At 60.0% G+C, this 13,828-nt stretch carries 13 protein-coding genes; 6 read left to right on the forward strand and 7 right to left on the reverse strand.

Features of this window, described 5'->3' with window-relative positions:
• Positions 1-6: 6 nt before the first annotated feature.
• From MMS95_RS09000 to MMS95_RS09020, 5 genes are all read right to left on the reverse strand, one after another.
• Entirely contained in the window at positions 7-618 is a 612-nt protein-coding gene (locus tag MMS95_RS09000) for a fimbrial protein (RefSeq protein ID WP_004930909.1), read from the reverse strand.
• An 11-nt stretch (positions 619-629) separates the two neighbouring features.
• Positions 630-1,376 carry a molecular chaperone gene (locus MMS95_RS09005; protein ID WP_021505171.1) on the reverse strand — a complete coding sequence of 249 codons (747 nt, stop codon included), beginning with the start codon at positions 1,374-1,376 and terminating at the stop codon, positions 630-632.
• Between the two features lie 24 nt (positions 1,377-1,400).
• Positions 1,401-3,887: a fimbria/pilus outer membrane usher protein gene (locus tag MMS95_RS09010; protein ID WP_049186521.1), complete on the reverse strand. Its 2,487-nt coding sequence runs from the start codon at positions 3,885-3,887 to the stop codon at positions 1,401-1,403.
• 86 nt (positions 3,888-3,973) lie between these two features.
• A complete protein-coding gene (locus MMS95_RS09015; RefSeq protein WP_242141585.1) occupies positions 3,974-4,525 on the reverse strand; it encodes a fimbrial protein in 552 nt (183 codons plus the stop codon).
• A 91-nt stretch (positions 4,526-4,616) separates the two neighbouring features.
• Positions 4,617-5,147 carry a fimbrial protein gene (locus MMS95_RS09020; RefSeq protein WP_015379342.1) on the reverse strand — a complete coding sequence of 177 codons (531 nt, stop codon included), beginning with the start codon at positions 5,145-5,147 and terminating at the stop codon, positions 4,617-4,619.
• Between the two features lie 758 nt (positions 5,148-5,905).
• Here MMS95_RS09020 and MMS95_RS09025 point away from each other — a divergent pair.
• The 5 genes from MMS95_RS09025 to fetB all read left to right on the forward strand — a co-directional run bounded on the left by MMS95_RS09025 (position 5,906) and on the right by fetB (position 9,412).
• On the forward strand, positions 5,906-6,319 hold the full coding sequence (locus MMS95_RS09025) for a hypothetical protein (protein ID WP_015379341.1): 414 nt from the start codon (positions 5,906-5,908) through the stop codon (positions 6,317-6,319).
• 29 nt (positions 6,320-6,348) lie between these two features.
• Positions 6,349-7,458: an FKBP-type peptidyl-prolyl cis-trans isomerase N-terminal domain-containing protein gene (locus MMS95_RS09030; RefSeq protein ID WP_156866422.1), complete on the forward strand. Its 1,110-nt coding sequence runs from the start codon at positions 6,349-6,351 to the stop codon at positions 7,456-7,458.
• Positions 7,459-7,495: 37 nt separating this feature from the next.
• Entirely contained in the window at positions 7,496-7,783 is a 288-nt protein-coding gene (locus MMS95_RS09035) for a FaeA/PapI family transcriptional regulator (protein ID WP_004930885.1), read from the forward strand.
• A gap of 191 nt (positions 7,784-7,974) precedes the next feature.
• Positions 7,975-8,652 carry an iron ABC transporter ATP-binding protein FetA gene (gene fetA, locus MMS95_RS09040; protein WP_075684682.1) on the forward strand — a complete coding sequence of 226 codons (678 nt, stop codon included), beginning with the start codon at positions 7,975-7,977 and terminating at the stop codon, positions 8,650-8,652.
• Positions 8,639-9,412 (forward strand): iron export ABC transporter permease subunit FetB, encoded by a 774-nt coding sequence (gene fetB, locus MMS95_RS09045; RefSeq protein ID WP_004930878.1) that lies wholly within the window; start codon positions 8,639-8,641, stop codon positions 9,410-9,412. The genes fetA and fetB overlap by 14 nt, the downstream gene beginning before the upstream one ends.
• Before the next feature lie 37 nt (positions 9,413-9,449).
• On the opposite strand, the gene MMS95_RS09050 is transcribed toward fetB, so the two are convergent.
• On the reverse strand, positions 9,450-10,286 hold the full coding sequence (locus MMS95_RS09050; RefSeq protein WP_242141586.1) for a TIM barrel protein: 837 nt from the start codon (positions 10,284-10,286) through the stop codon (positions 9,450-9,452).
• A gap of 32 nt (positions 10,287-10,318) precedes the next feature.
• Positions 10,319-11,761 (reverse strand): sugar porter family MFS transporter, encoded by a 1,443-nt coding sequence (locus MMS95_RS09055; protein ID WP_049240490.1) that lies wholly within the window; start codon positions 11,759-11,761, stop codon positions 10,319-10,321.
• 556 nt (positions 11,762-12,317) lie between these two features.
• On the opposite strand from MMS95_RS09055, the gene MMS95_RS09060 reads away from it, so the two are divergent.
• On the forward strand, positions 12,318-13,823 hold the full coding sequence (locus MMS95_RS09060; protein ID WP_021505174.1) for a CoA-acylating methylmalonate-semialdehyde dehydrogenase: 1,506 nt from the start codon (positions 12,318-12,320) through the stop codon (positions 13,821-13,823).
• Positions 13,824-13,828 lie beyond the last annotated feature (5 nt).

The raw sequence follows: 13,828 nt of genomic DNA on the forward strand, positions 1-13,828 counted from the left end.
CGAGCCTCACAGGTAAATCACCTGAATGTGCGCCACGGCGGCGAACCCGGCCGCCATCACCGCCCGCTGGGTGGATTCCACGCTGGCGCTGAACCACAGGGTGTTGCTGCCGGGCTGCAGAATGTAGGGGCGGCTGCGCTGATTCAGCTCCAGCGCCTGGCCCTGCTGGTCTTGCAGCCGCAGGCCGATGCCCTGTACGCCGCCGTTCAGCTTCAGCAGTGACGGGTTGTCGACGTCGCTTTCGCCGAGAAACACCAGCGTGGCGGCCTGCTCACCCTGCAGGTAGAGGCGGCCGGCATCGCCGTTGCGCGGGCCGGCCGGGTTATCCGCCAGCGCGCGCGCGCCCAGCAGGCAATTGCGGAACGAGAGACGAAAACGCACCGGCGCGCTGCGATCGCCGGCGTTGCGGAAGTCGCGTGCGCTGACGTCGCCCAGATCGACGGACTGATCCCGGCTGTCCGGCGTCAGGCTGCAGGGAGAGCTGAGCAGACCGCCGTGAAAGCTGACGGTGCCGGTGGTGCCTTCGATCACGCCCAGCGGCGTTGCCGCCAGCGCGCCGCCGCCGCACAGCAGTGCGCCGAGCAGCAGAGGGCGCAGTCGATCGGTGAATTCAGCCATGCTGGACCTCCTTATTTTTTCTCGGGCACGGCGGTGCAAACGCCGCCATTGCAGACGAAGCGAAGCTCCGGATGGCCGCCGTAGTCGTTGATGTAGGTGATGACGAAGCTGTTCATGCCGGTGTCGTGCAGCTTGAGGCTTTCGCTGGATTTCGGCTTCAGCATCAGCGGCTGAAAACCGCCGATCGCGCCGCCGCCCTGTTTTTGCGTCTGCCGCGTCATGCCGGTCAGGGTGATGTAAAACGGCGTCGGGTTGTCGACGGTGATGGCGCCGCCGCTTTTACGGAACACCAGCTTTTCCTGCCACACTTCACCCTTGGGCGCGACAATCGCCTTCGGCCGGTAAAACAGCTTGATCTGCGTCTGCAGCGCCAGCTGCATCACGTTGGTTTTGGTGCTTTTCGGCGGGATCTCGCGCAGGTTGAAGTAGAACACCGACTCGCGATCCTGCGGCAGGCGATCCGCTTCCGGCGTCTTGGTGATGCGCACCACGCTGCGCTCGCTCGGCTCCACGCGCTGCAACGGCGGCAGCACCACCAGCGGCGAGGTGATTTTCTGATGCTGCTCGTTCTCCAGCCAGGACTGCGCCAGGAAAGGCAGCTCTTTGTTTTCGTTGACGATATTCAGGCTGATCGATTTGGCGTCGCTCACATAGACGGCGCGCGTGCGATCCAGCGATATCGCCGCGTCGGCGGTGGGCAGTACGGCGCTCAGGGCCAGGCCGGCGGCGGTCAGTAGCGTTATCGGGTGTTTGTTCATGTCATTATTTCTCAGCGTTACGGATTACAGGGTGGCGCACGGCAGCAGCAGCTGGTCCAGCGGCTTGGCGGCGCCCGGGATCACGATGCGGCAGCGGCGTTGGCCTTCCCAGGCGACATCCAGTTTTTCCTCCGGCTGTACGCCGGTCAGATAGACCGAGCCGCCGTCGTTGACCACCGCGACCTCGCGGCCTTTCTCGCTCAGCACCGCGGCGCCGAACGGCGGTTCGCTGCCGTCCGCGAGGCGAATGGTGGCCAGCAGCTTGCTGCCTTTCACCACCTCGAAGTGGCGGTAGCCGATGGCGCCTTCGGTCAGCGTGCCTTGCACCACGGCGCGAGTGGCCTCGACGTCGTCCGCCAGCTTGTTGACGTCGATACGGGTGTCGGTGTTGTAGTAGCTGGTGATGTCGGAAATCACCGCCAGCCCGAAACGGTTGCTGTAGGCGCGGCCGTTGTTGATCGGCACGCCGGCGATGCCGTCGGTGTCGAGCATCATGCGGCTGCCGCCGTTGCTCGAGTTCTGATGCGCCGCGATGCCGTGCCGGGTCGCGGTGAGACCGCCGCGGAACGAGCCGCCGATCGACGAGTAGCTGTCCTGCTGGTAAGAGGCGCTGGCGTTCAGCGAGCCGAACGAGGCGTTGTGGGTGTAGTACCCGCGCGCCAGCGATTTGCCGGACTGGTTAAAGCCGCCGCTGACCTGCCAGGTATTGTCCGGATCGCTGTAGTCGTTGTACGACGCGGTCTGCGTGACGTCGCCGTTGTTGGTTTGCAGCGCATAGCCGACGCGCCGACGATCGCCGATCGGTACGGTGAAGTTGAGCATCACGCTGTCGTCGGTGCGGCCCTGGTAATAGGTGCGGTAAGCCGACAGCGAGGCGGTGATGTTGCTGATATCGCCGATGCTGAACAACTTGCTGGTCGACAGCCCGTAACGATCCTGGGTTCGCGCGTCCCAATAGGTCTGGTGCGAGTAAGTCAGATAGGTGGTGATCGCCCTGGCGCTGTCTTCCGCCATAAAGGTTTTACTGGCGGTGATGGTATACAGCTCTTTCTGACGGCCGTTGTAATTCTTGTCGTAATCGCCGTAGCGCTCCTGCAGATACTGCGACATGTTCATGAATTTGCGTTGCGAGAAGCGGTAGCCGGCGAAGGTGATCTGGCTGTTCAGCTCGTCGAAGCGTTTGGCGTAGTTGAGCTTGAACGACATGCCGCTGGCGGTCGGCTCGCCGGGCAGGCGAGCGATCGACTGGGTGACGTCCAGCGACATGGCGCCGAACACGTTCAGATCGCGGCCGAGGCCGAGCGCCCAGGCGTTATAGTCGCCGCCGAGCAGCGCGCCACCATACAGCGACCAGGCGTTGCTCAGCCCCCAGGAGAAGTCGCTGGCGGAAAACAGCGGCCCCTGGGTGCGGTGGTCGTAGGCCGAGGTTTTGCCGAGCGCCACGTTGTAGCGCACGTAGCCCGGGCGGGTCAGGTACGGAATGGTGGCGGTATCCACCTGGAAGGTCGAGACGGTGCCGTCCTGCTCTTCCACCTTGACGTCCAGCTTGCCGCGCACCGAGCTGTTGAGATCCTGGATGGCGAACGGCCCGGCGGGCACGGTGGTTTCGTACAGCGTGCGGCCTTCCTGCGAGACGGTGATCTTGGCGTTGCTCTTGGCGATGCCGCGCACTTCCGGCGCGTAGCCCTGCAGGTTCGGCGGCAGCATGCGCTCGTCGCTGGCCAGATTGAGGCCGGTGAAGCGATAGGCGTCGAACACCCCGGAGTCGAGATAGATCTCGCCCAGCGTCAGCTTGGCGGCCTGCATCGGCAGCGCGCGGTAGGCGTAGATCTGGTTCCAGTCGAAACCGGTGCTGCGATCGCCGGCCTGCTGATTGTAATTGGCCTGGTAGTCCGCGCGCAGGCGCCAGGGGCCCAGGTTGGCGCCCAAGGTGCCGTAGCTGCTCAGGTTCTGGGCGGTGTTGTTGTTGTGGCTCTGTTTGCCTAACTGGCCGCTCAGGTTGTAGTCCAGCAGCAGGCCGGGAATGCCGTCGTCCCACTGCTCGGGCGGCGTCCAGTCGGGATCGGAGTATTTCATCCACGCCTGCGGGATGGTGATCGCCAGCACGCCGCCGCCGATGCGATCGGAGATGGTCGCGCCTTTGATGCCGCGAATGTCGGCGCACTGGTTGTCGTGCCACAGGGTGATTTTTTTGGCCGCTTCTTCTTTTAACGCCATTTTTTCCACCAGGTCAGGCGGCAGGCACACCTGGCTGCCGCTCTTGTTATCCGGCGACGGGAAATACTGAATGCTGCGCTGGGGCAGCGTTTTCTGGTTGATCTTGATGTCCAGCAAATAAGCGCCGGGCATGACGTAGTCGGCGTCGGAGAAGCGCGAAAGATCCACTTTGCTGCGCTCGCCGATATCCAGGACGTCGGTATTGAATTCCGTGGCGGAAAATGCCGGACGCACCCAGAGGAAAGACAGAATGACGAGGAGAGGTAGGTGTTTCCGTGTCAGTAATGACGTCATAGCATAATCACTCATGGCAAGTCCGCGCCCAATAGCAGGTCATCCGTACGACCTGAATACGTAATGCTGTGCAGCGCCCGCCGGCGCTAGAGATAAGACAGGGTGAATTTGGCCAGAGAGCTGAAGCCGCCCGCCCGCGCCTTGTCGGGATGCAGGCGCAACTGCGCGCCAAAGCGCAGCGTGTTGTCGCCGGCGACGATCTGGTAATCCGCCGTCGTGCTGCCGAGCGGGATCGGCGTGCCGGCATCGTTCAACAGCTCGATAGCCACGCCCTGCGCCTCGCCGTAAACGCCGAGCAGGGAAGGATCCCCGCTGTCGGCGGTGCCGTCGAACGTGACGTTGGCCGCGCGATAGATGAAGTCAGGCTTCACCTGGCTGGCCAGCTCGCAGTTCACCAGTTTGATCGTGAAATGGCGGCGGCTGCCGATCAGCACCGACTGCCCATCCTGCGAGGCGTCGGTCATGGAAATCAGACCAAAATCGACGGTTTGATCCAGGCTGTCGCTGGCGATGCCGCACGGCGTTTCAACGATGGTGCCGCCCAGGCTGACTTTGCCGTGGCCCTGATTTTTCGCTGCCGCCGCCGCGCTGCCGATGCTGAGCGCGATGAGCAACAGGCCGCAAAGGCGGATAGTCATGCTGGCGTCTCCCTGTCTTTCCCTGTTCCCTTGCCGGTATCCTCGGCATGCAATAAAGCGGGGGATGCCCTGAGACATCCCCTGTGGGGTATTACAGGTAAGCCAGGGTGAAGTTCGCCACGCTGGTGAAGTCGCCCGGCACCACGGCGCTTGAGGCGCTGCTGCCCTGCAGATAAGCGGCGAATTTCAGCGAGTTGTCGCCGTCGTTCAGGCCCTGACCGTCGGTCGCGGTGCCCAGTTCCACCTCTTTGGAGTGCAGGTTGTCGTAGATCACGATGCCGGCGCCGGTTGCCGTGCCGCTCAGGGCCAGCAGTTTGTTGTTAACCGGATCAGGCGTGCCGGTAAAGGTCACTTTGACGTTTTTCATGGTGGAGATGGAGCAATCTTTCAGTTCGATGTTGAAAGGCTGCATGCTGGATTTACCCTGGTTGGCCAGGATGCGGCTGCTGATCTGGCCCATCGGCACGGTTTGGTCAACGGATTCCGGCGCGACGCTGCATGGCGCATCGATAATTTCGCCGGTAAAGGTGACTTTACCGCTGCCCTGATTAGATGCGGCATGAGCAACAGATGCGGAAGCGAAAGCAATCACGGTTGCCAGCATTAATTTATTCAGTTTCATTTCTCAGGTTCCTGTAGAGAGTTTTTAAATAAAAAGAACAGCACATCTAAATCCCCCGCGGCGGTGGCAACGCCATGTCGCCGCCCGTGCGGTTGGAGCCAGATCCTTTTGCTCTGGGCAATACGCCGACATCCGTTATTTATGAGAAATAACGAGATTTGGAAAATCGATAATGGATTTTCTGGTAAATAAAATACGTTTTTTACGTGTGGCGTGTTGCTGGGAATATTCTTGCAAATAATAGTATTGCTTGGAAATAGATTTTATTAAATTAAGTCAAATTCAGAATATAAAACCAAAAGGAAAAAGAAATATATTTGCTTTAAAATCAATAGATCGTATACAAATATTATCCAGTATAAATCACTATATAAATAACGATATGCGAGATATTAGATCGGGGGAAATAGGGTGGCACCTACAATTCACAATATTGTTTTGCTAATATCGCTCTGAGGCAGCAGATGATGCATTTCCCTTTAGAAACAAAATATAAAACATAATTTATTGTTTTTATTGTTATTTCATGGTTGTTTGTTCATGAGGGAATGGGGTTTCTTATTCGCGTTTAGCCAGCGTTTAGACCTAATTGGTTAACAATTAAATAACAATTGCACCGGTAGTGAATTATTCTATCGCATTGCGTGATAGGGATTTTTTGCTACCTAACCCATTTTGATTAATCAAATTAAGGCATGTGCTGCTGCCGTTCGCCACATAATGATGACCTAAGTGACAATTAAAGGATTATAAACGGAATGATAACGATGATTAATGCTTGCGGCGGGCGCCGTTGGGTGGGGTTGACCCTATTTCTGCTGTCTCTTATGGCGCTTTCTGGCTGTGCGGGCGGGAGCAAGACAAAACTGAATTCCGTGAAAAAAATCTCACAGAATAATCCTAATGATAAATCCGATGAGCAACGCATCGCGCTTTGTCAGCAGCGGGTTAATTCATTAAAGAATATTAATCCGCAAAGTTACCAAAAACGCATCGCCTATTTTAATGGTCTGCTTTCCAACGCTTCGGGATATGCCGGGGTGCGCGGCAACGTGGATGAGAGTACCCGTAAAGCGATTGATGCTCTTTATCAATATAAAACCGAGAAATTCTGCGCTGACGTCGAGCATGAGCTGATGTCCGATCTGTCCAGCCGGGTTGAGAATCTGTAGCCATGAAGCGATGCGCGCAAGGATGGGCGATGGGGCTTTTGCTGTTGGCGGCGAGCGGGGCCGCTTGCGCCGCCGATGACGGCATTCCCGCGCTGTTGAAGTTTGCCGAACAGCGGCAGGCGCCGCCGGCCGCGCCCAGGGAAGACAGCGCGCGTAAATCGGCGCCCAAACCGGCCGCCAAACCGGCCGCCGTCGCGGGGGCAGACGGCGCTCGTTTAACTTCTCTGAAGCACTCTGTGCAACAGCAGGCGGAGAAAATCCGTCAGCTGGAGCGGCAGTTGGCGGCGGCTCAGGCCGCCGCGGCGCCGAAACGGGAACCGGCCGTCGTCGATATTCGGCCGCTGGCCGATGCCCTGAAGGGATTGCGGCAGGCCGTTGCGCCGGTGCCTGAAGTGAGCGTGCTGTCCGCTTCGTTAACGCGGTCCGAACAGCGCAGTGCAAGTTTGGCGGCGCAGCTGGCGCAGCAGCAGCGGCGGGTAGAGACCTTGCTGGCCGAACGGCAGCAGGCGGCCGAGCCGCCCGCGCTGGCCAGCGAGGCGGACAAGCAGGCGTATGCCGCCGGCGTGTCGCTCGGACGCGACATTCTGCATCTGCAGCAGGAGAACCGGCGCGCGGGGCTGGAGGCGGATCGCCAGCTGTTGCTGGCGGGCATCGCCGATACCCTGGCCGGGCGATTGCGGCTCGATGAAGCCGCCATCGACGGCGCGCTGCACACGGCGCAGCAGCGGTTGCAGCAGGCGCAACAGACGCAGGCGCCGCCTCGGGATGACAACGCCTACCTGGCCAATTTCGTTCGCCAGGAGGGGGTCAAGCAGGATGCGCTCGGTTTCTATTACCGGGTGGACTATGCCGGCAGCGGGGCGATCGGCGCCGACGATCGGGTGGATATCGTGGTGCGCGAAAGCCTGACCGACGGCCGGGTAGTCAAAGACATGGAGCTGGCGGGGACGGTGATCTCGCAGCCGTTGACGCGCTACCCGCCGCTGTTTCGCGCGGCTATCGAGAAGCTGCAGCAACACGGTGCGATCACGCTGGTGGTGCCGCCGGCGCTGGCGTACGGCAAACAGGGCAACCCGCCGGCGATCCCCCCGAATGCCACCATGATTTACACCCTGCGCATCGCTGACGTGCAGCCGTGAGCGGGGTGCTCAGCAGTAACCACTCAGGAGGAATGCTATGGCCAAGGCGCCGAAAACGTTTGAAAGCAGAAAATCGCTGATGCTGAATGTGTTGCAAGGATTGTGCAGGGAGCGTGTGGAAGGATCTGGGGGCCATCATCCCCCGCCGGAGCAGTGGCCGAAGACGCGCGAGCTGGCGGATAAATGCGGCGAAAATATTTATACCACCCGCACCCTGCTGCTGGCGCTGGAAAAGGAGGGTAAGGTTCACTGCACCCACCGCAGCATCAACAATTCTCTCCGCTGGTACAGCTGCGACGAACAGGCAGCGATAAAAAAAGAGTGATTCGACCCTGGCGGTCGCTTTTGACTATTCCTACAGCTAATCATTAATTAAATTTATCATTTGGCGGGGCGTTTCGCTCCGTCAATCCTTCCCCTCCGTTCGCTGCCATCCGCACAGCCATTGCTAAGATGTTTTTAGCAGCCATATACTTATCGCTCAGACGGGAACAGGTATAGGGAGCCGGCATCGTAATGAAGGAAAAGAAAGACATACTGAGATTGGATGATATTCATTATCAAATAGACAGCCAGGTGATCCTGGATTCCGTCTCTTTCACGCTGGGTGAAGGCGAGTTCAAACTGATCACCGGACCTTCCGGCTGCGGGAAAAGCACCCTGCTGAAAATCATCTCTTCCTTAATGGATCCGACCAGCGGAAAGCTCTATTTCGACGGCCAGGCGATCGACGAGATGTCGCCGGAGGCGTATCGCAAGCAGGTCTCTTACTGCTTCCAGACGCCGTCACTGTTCGGCAGTACGGTTTACGACAATCTGGCGCTGCCCTACCAGATCCGCCAGGAACCGCCGGCCGAGCGAAAAATGAAGGCCGATCTGGCGCGTTTCGGGCTGCCGGAGGCGATGCTGACCAAAAGCATCAATGAACTGTCCGGCGGGGAGAAGCAGCGGGTGTCCCTGATCCGCAACCTGCAGTTTATGCCTCGGGTGCTGTTGCTCGATGAGATCACCAGCGCGCTGGACGAGGAAAACAAACGCAACGTCAATGAGATAGTGCATCAGCTGGTGGCGGAACACCGGCTGGCGGTGCTGTGGGTGACGCACGATACCGAAGAGATAGCGCATGCGGACGAAGTGATCACCCTGCGCGCGCGCGGCGCCGAGCAACAGGAGCAACAGCATGAATCAGCATAACATCACCAACGAATCCTTGGGCTTGTCGATGGTGCTGGTGGTGGTCGCCATCCTGATCAGCCACCGGGAAAAGCTGGCGCTGGAAAAGGACATTATCTGGAGCATCTGCCGCGCGGTGGTGCAGCTGATCATCGTCGGCTACGTGCTGAAGTATATTTTCGACCTGGATAACGCCGTTCTCACCGTGTTGATGGTGCTGTTCATCTGCTTTAACGCGGCTTACAACGCCAAGAAACGCAGCAAGTACGTCGAACACGCGTTCGTGACGTCGTTTATCGCCATCACCACCGGCGCGGTGCTGACGCTGGCGGTGCTGGTATTGACCGGCTCCATCGAATTTACGCCGATGCAGGTGATCCCCATCTCCGGGATGATCGCTGGCAACGCCATGGTGGCGGTGGGGTTGTGCTACACCAACCTCGGCCAGCGTTTCAAAAGCGAGCAGCAGAAGATTCAGGAGATGCTCAGCCTGGGGGCGACGCCCAAGTTCGCCTCGGCGGCGCTGATCCGCGACAGCATCCGCGCTTCGCTGATCCCGACCGTGGACTCGGCGAAAACCGTCGGGCTGGTCAGCCTGCCGGGCATGATGTCCGGGCTGATCTTTGCCGGCATCGACCCGGTGAAAGCGATCAAATACCAGATTATGGTGACCTTTATGCTGCTTTCCACCGCCAGCCTGTCGACCATCATCGCCTGCTATCTGGCTTACCGTAAGTTTTACAATGCGCGCCACCAGTTGGTGGTCGGCAACCTGAAGTAACGCCATGAAAAACGGCCTCCGCGGAGGCCGTTTTTTTTTACCCTTGCAGCAGGGCGATGCTCTGGCGGATTTCCCGTTCGATATCCGCCTCGCTCCAGCCGTCCAACTGCGAAGAGAAGGGCTCGAAGGCATAGACGCCGGTGTAGCCCAGGCGTTCCAGGTTCTGTACCTGGCGGCGGCTTTCCAGCCGATCGCCCGTGCTCAGCATGATGCGCTCTTCATCGCTCAGCGCGCCTTTATCCCGCCCATCCTCCACGCCGGACAGATGCACCAGGCCGATCTGCGCCACCTGGATCTGCGCGTCGAAGTCGGCTTGCGCCACACCGCTCAAATAGTGGTGGAACGTATCGAGCACGATGCGATACGGCGCGCCCGAGTCGCGGATGATCGCCTGGGTCAACAGCGACGATCGCAGCGAGCTGATGCCGAAGCCCAGCGGCTCGACGTATCCCTGCACGCCGTAGCGGGCAAACAGCGGCGCCAGCAGACGCAACGCGGCGAGGGTATCGTCCCGTTTTTGCTGCTCGCTGCGCGTGTCGTCGGCGCTGCAGTGCGGGCACAGCACCAGCGCCCGGCTGTGGATGGCCTGCGCCTGCGCCAGCAACGCTTCGGCGCGCTGCTGCAGCGCCGCCGGGTCATCCACCCGATTGAACATGCCGAGGGCGTTGATCGTGACGATTTCAATGCCGTATTGTGCGGCGAGCGCGTTGAGCTGCGCGTCGCTCAGATCGTCGGTCACCTTGCCGCTGGGCATGTCGTTGCGCAGCTCAATTTTGCTGAGCCCGCAGCGTTTCACCAGGCGGAAAAAATTGTCCAGATCGAGATTCGGCGCGATCTTGCGGTTAATGCAGAAGCGGTCCAGCGCAATGTTCATGGGGCATGACTCCAGCGGTCAGGGTTGAGAGATCAGGATTTGCCGTTTTCCAGCGGCAGCGGCTTGCCGTCGGGCAGGGATTGGCGGAGGCGTTTGGCCAGCACCACCTGTTCCATTTTTTCCAGCGAGACGCCTTTGGTTTCAGGAATATAGCGGCCGATAAACCAGTAGCTGAACAGGCAGCAGGCGGCAAAGATCCACATCGGGAAGGCGCCGTGGAAATGCGAGAACAGGTAAGGGTGGTCGTTGATCATCGGGAACGACTGCGACACCGCAAAGTTGGCGACCCACATGCAGCCGACGGCGATGCTCATCCCCTGCGCGCGCATGCGGTTCGGGAAGATTTCCGACACCAGCACCCAGGCGCCGACGCCCCAGGACAGCGCATAAAACACCATGAAGAACAGCATGCCGAACAGCGCGAAATAGCCGGTGGCCTGCGTGTAGAGCGCGTACGAGGTGAGCAGCAGGCCGGCGATGGCGCCCAGCGTGCCGTAACGCATTAGCGGAATGCGGCCCATGCGATCCATCAGCATGGCGCCGATGACCGAACCGACCAACTGCAGCACGCCGATCCAGATGGTTTGGAACAGCGCTTCCTGCGCGTTTTCGGTGACGGTTTTCAGCACCACCGGCGCGTAATACATCATCACGTTGACGCCGGTGACCTGCTGCAACATGGCGATCATGCAGCCGACGAACAGGATGAACCGCACCCGCACATCGCCGTAGTTCAGCTTCCGGTGCTGCTGCTGTTGATCCTGCTGCAGCGAGTCTTTGATTTCTTTCAGCAGATTCTGCGCGTGGGCGGCGTTGGAGACCTTGGTCAACATCGCCAGCGCCTGATCGTCGCGGCCCATCATCACGTTCCAGCGCGGCGATTCAGGAATGACGAACACCAGGATGCAGAACAGAATGCAGGGGATCACGCCCGAGGCGAACATCCAGCGCCAGCCCATTTCCACCAGCCAGGCTTCGCTGGCGAGGCTGGCGATTTTGAAGTTGACGTAGAAAATCACGATCTGGCCGAAGACGATGGCGAATTGCTGCATGCTGAGCGCCCGCCCGCGCATGTCTTTCGGCGACACCTCCGACATGTACATCGGCGACACGGTGGCGGCAATGCCGACCGCCAGCCCGCCGATGATGCGGTAGATGACGAACCAGGTGAAGGTCGGAGCCAATGCGGCGCCGACGGCGGACACGGTGAACAGCAGCGCTGCCAGCATCAGCGCCTTTTTACGGCCCCAGCGCGCCGCCAGCGGCCCGGCGGCGAAGGCGCCGACCACGCAGCCGATCACCACGTTGGAGACTGCCCAGCCGGTTTCGGCCGGGCTGAGATCGAAATAGGCTTTCAACGCTTCGATCGCGCCGGAGATCACGGCGGTATCGTAGCCGAATAGAATGCCGCCCAGGGCGGCGATGCCGCAAATTCGCAATATGTAGCCGGTATTATGCTTACGCTGATATGACATGTGTTGCTCCGATTTTTATCCTGGCTTCCGTCCGCACGGTTGGGTTGTCGGGAAGAGGGCGAGCGGAAGGGTGTGAACCGTGCCTGTCATCAAGGCGATGTCGTCGATAAATGCTGGAACAAACAAGAACATTTATTTCATAATTAGTGAATAATGGAATATTGATTTTTAGATCCAGTTCAAAAAAAACCGTCGCGAGCGATTCGGGCACCTTGGGCGCTCGAGGGCGTGCGGTAATGGCGGCAGGGCAGGCGCAGTGCGGGTTTTCTGTAGCAAAGTCAGTGTGTATTACCCCAACTTTCTCCGCCGCAGTTGCGCTTTCCCTGGCACGGCAATGCAAGCGCCAACCCGATCGACACCGCAAAATTGCGACCTCACGCACTAAAAACAAATTTTTCAAAACAATTTATTTGAAACTTTTTTTTCAATGAAATAGAGTTTGCTGCATCCGGTCAGGATTTAGCCGGCTTGCCGACGGGGTTTGGCGAGCGGGACGATTAACGCCGCGCCGCCTGGGTGTGGCCAGGCGACAGCGGACTTGAAAAGAGGGCGTGACATGAAAACCGTGGGTAACTTTATTGACGGGCAGGTGTGCCTGAGCAGCAGCAATCAAACCGTCGACGTGCACAACCCGGCCAGCGGGCAGGTTGAGCGGCGCGTCACGCAGAGCACCGCCGCCGAAGTCAAGCAGGCCATCGACGTGGCCCACCGGGCGTTTGCCGACTGGTCGCGCACCACGCCGCTGCGCCGCGCGCGCATCATGTTCAATTTCAAGGCGCTGCTGGAACAGCACCGCGACGAGCTGGCCGAGCTTATCGTCAGCGAACACGGCAAAGTGTATTCGGATGCGCTGGGCGAACTGACGCGCGGCATGGAAGTGGTCGAATTTGCCTGCGGCATCCCGCATCTGATCAAGGGCGAATACTCGCCGGACGTCGGCGGCGGCGTCGACAGCTTCTCGCTGATGCAGCCGCTGGGCGTGGTGGCGGGCATTACCCCGTTCAACTTCCCGGCGATGGTGCCGATGTGGATGTTCCCTATCGCGTTGGCCTGCGGCAATACCTTTATCCTCAAGCCGCCGGCGCTGGTGCCTTCGGCCTCGGTGCGCCTGGCGGAGCTGCTGAAAGAAGCCGGCCTGCCGGACGGCGTGTTCAACGTGGTGCACTGCGCCAATGAAGATGCGGCGCAGCTGTGCACCGATCCGCGCATTCAGGCGGTGAGCTTCGTCGGCTCCTCCACCGTGGCGGAACATATCTATACCACCGCCAGCGCGCACGGCAAGCGGGTACAGGCCTTCGGCGCGGCGAAAAACCAGGCGATCGTCATGCCGGACGCCGATCTGGACGCCACGGTCAATGCGCTGATGGGCGGCGCGTTCGGCTCTGCCGGCGAGCGCTGCATGGCGTTGCCGATCGCCGTGGTGGTCGGTGACGACACCGCCGATAAACTGATCGCCAAACTGAAGCCGCTGATCGCGCAGCTGCGCGTCGGGCCGGGCTTGCAGCAGGGCGGCGAAGAGAATGAAATGGGGCCGCTGGTATCGTCCGCTCACCAGAAAAAGGTGCTGGGCTACATCGATCTGGGCGTGGAAGAAGGCGCCACCCTGGTGGCCGACGGCCGCAATTATCAGGTGCCGGGCTACCCTGAAGGCTACTACGTCGGCGGCACGCTGTTCGACCATGTGAAGCCGAACATGCGCATCTACCGCGAAGAGATCTTCGGGCCGGTGCTGGGCATCGTGCGGGTGCCGGACTATCGCACCGCTATCGACACGGTTAACGGCCACGAGTTTGGCAACGGCAGCGCCATCTTTACCGGCAGCGGCCACTACGCGCGCCAGTTCGTGCAGGAAGTGCAGGCCGGGATGGTCGGCGTCAACGTGCCGGTGCCGGTGCCGATGGCGTTCCACAGCTTCGGCGGCTGGAAGCGCTCGGTGTTCGGCGCGCTGAACGTGCACGGCACCGACGGCGTGCGTTTCTACACGCGCATGAAGACCGCCACCGCGCGCTGGCCGGCCGGGCAGCAGACGGTGTCTGAATTCAGCATGCCGACGCTGGGTTAAGCGAT

The organism is Serratia sp. PGPR-27, from assembly GCF_022678525.1.
In the GTDB taxonomy this organism is placed as follows: Bacteria; Pseudomonadota; Gammaproteobacteria; order Enterobacterales; family Enterobacteriaceae; genus Serratia; species Serratia nematodiphila.

Excerpts from the sequence above, each read along its gene's own strand:
- MMS95_RS09000 (WP_004930909.1), bottom strand. The coding sequence starts at position 618 with ATGGCTGAATTCACCGATCGACTGCGCCCTCTGCTGCTCGGCGCACTG.
- MMS95_RS09005 (WP_021505171.1), bottom strand. The coding sequence starts at position 1,376 with ATGAACAAACACCCGATAACGCTACTGACCGCCGCCGGCCTGGCCCTG.
- MMS95_RS09010 (WP_049186521.1), bottom strand. The coding sequence starts at position 3,887 with ATGACGTCATTACTGACACGGAAACACCTACCTCTCCTCGTCATTCTG.
- MMS95_RS09015 (WP_242141585.1), bottom strand. The coding sequence starts at position 4,525 with ATGACTATCCGCCTTTGCGGCCTGTTGCTCATCGCGCTCAGCATCGGC.
- MMS95_RS09020 (WP_015379342.1), bottom strand. The coding sequence starts at position 5,147 with ATGAAACTGAATAAATTAATGCTGGCAACCGTGATTGCTTTCGCTTCC.
- MMS95_RS09025 (WP_015379341.1), top strand. The coding sequence starts at position 5,906 with ATGATAACGATGATTAATGCTTGCGGCGGGCGCCGTTGGGTGGGGTTG.
- MMS95_RS09030 (WP_156866422.1), top strand. The coding sequence starts at position 6,349 with ATGGGGCTTTTGCTGTTGGCGGCGAGCGGGGCCGCTTGCGCCGCCGAT.
- MMS95_RS09035 (WP_004930885.1), top strand. The coding sequence starts at position 7,496 with ATGGCCAAGGCGCCGAAAACGTTTGAAAGCAGAAAATCGCTGATGCTG.
- fetA (WP_075684682.1), top strand. The coding sequence starts at position 7,975 with ATGAAGGAAAAGAAAGACATACTGAGATTGGATGATATTCATTATCAA.
- fetB (WP_004930878.1), top strand. The coding sequence starts at position 8,639 with ATGAATCAGCATAACATCACCAACGAATCCTTGGGCTTGTCGATGGTG.
- MMS95_RS09050 (WP_242141586.1), bottom strand. The coding sequence starts at position 10,286 with ATGAACATTGCGCTGGACCGCTTCTGCATTAACCGCAAGATCGCGCCG.
- MMS95_RS09055 (WP_049240490.1), bottom strand. The coding sequence starts at position 11,761 with ATGTCATATCAGCGTAAGCATAATACCGGCTACATATTGCGAATTTGC.
- MMS95_RS09060 (WP_021505174.1), top strand. The coding sequence starts at position 12,318 with ATGAAAACCGTGGGTAACTTTATTGACGGGCAGGTGTGCCTGAGCAGC.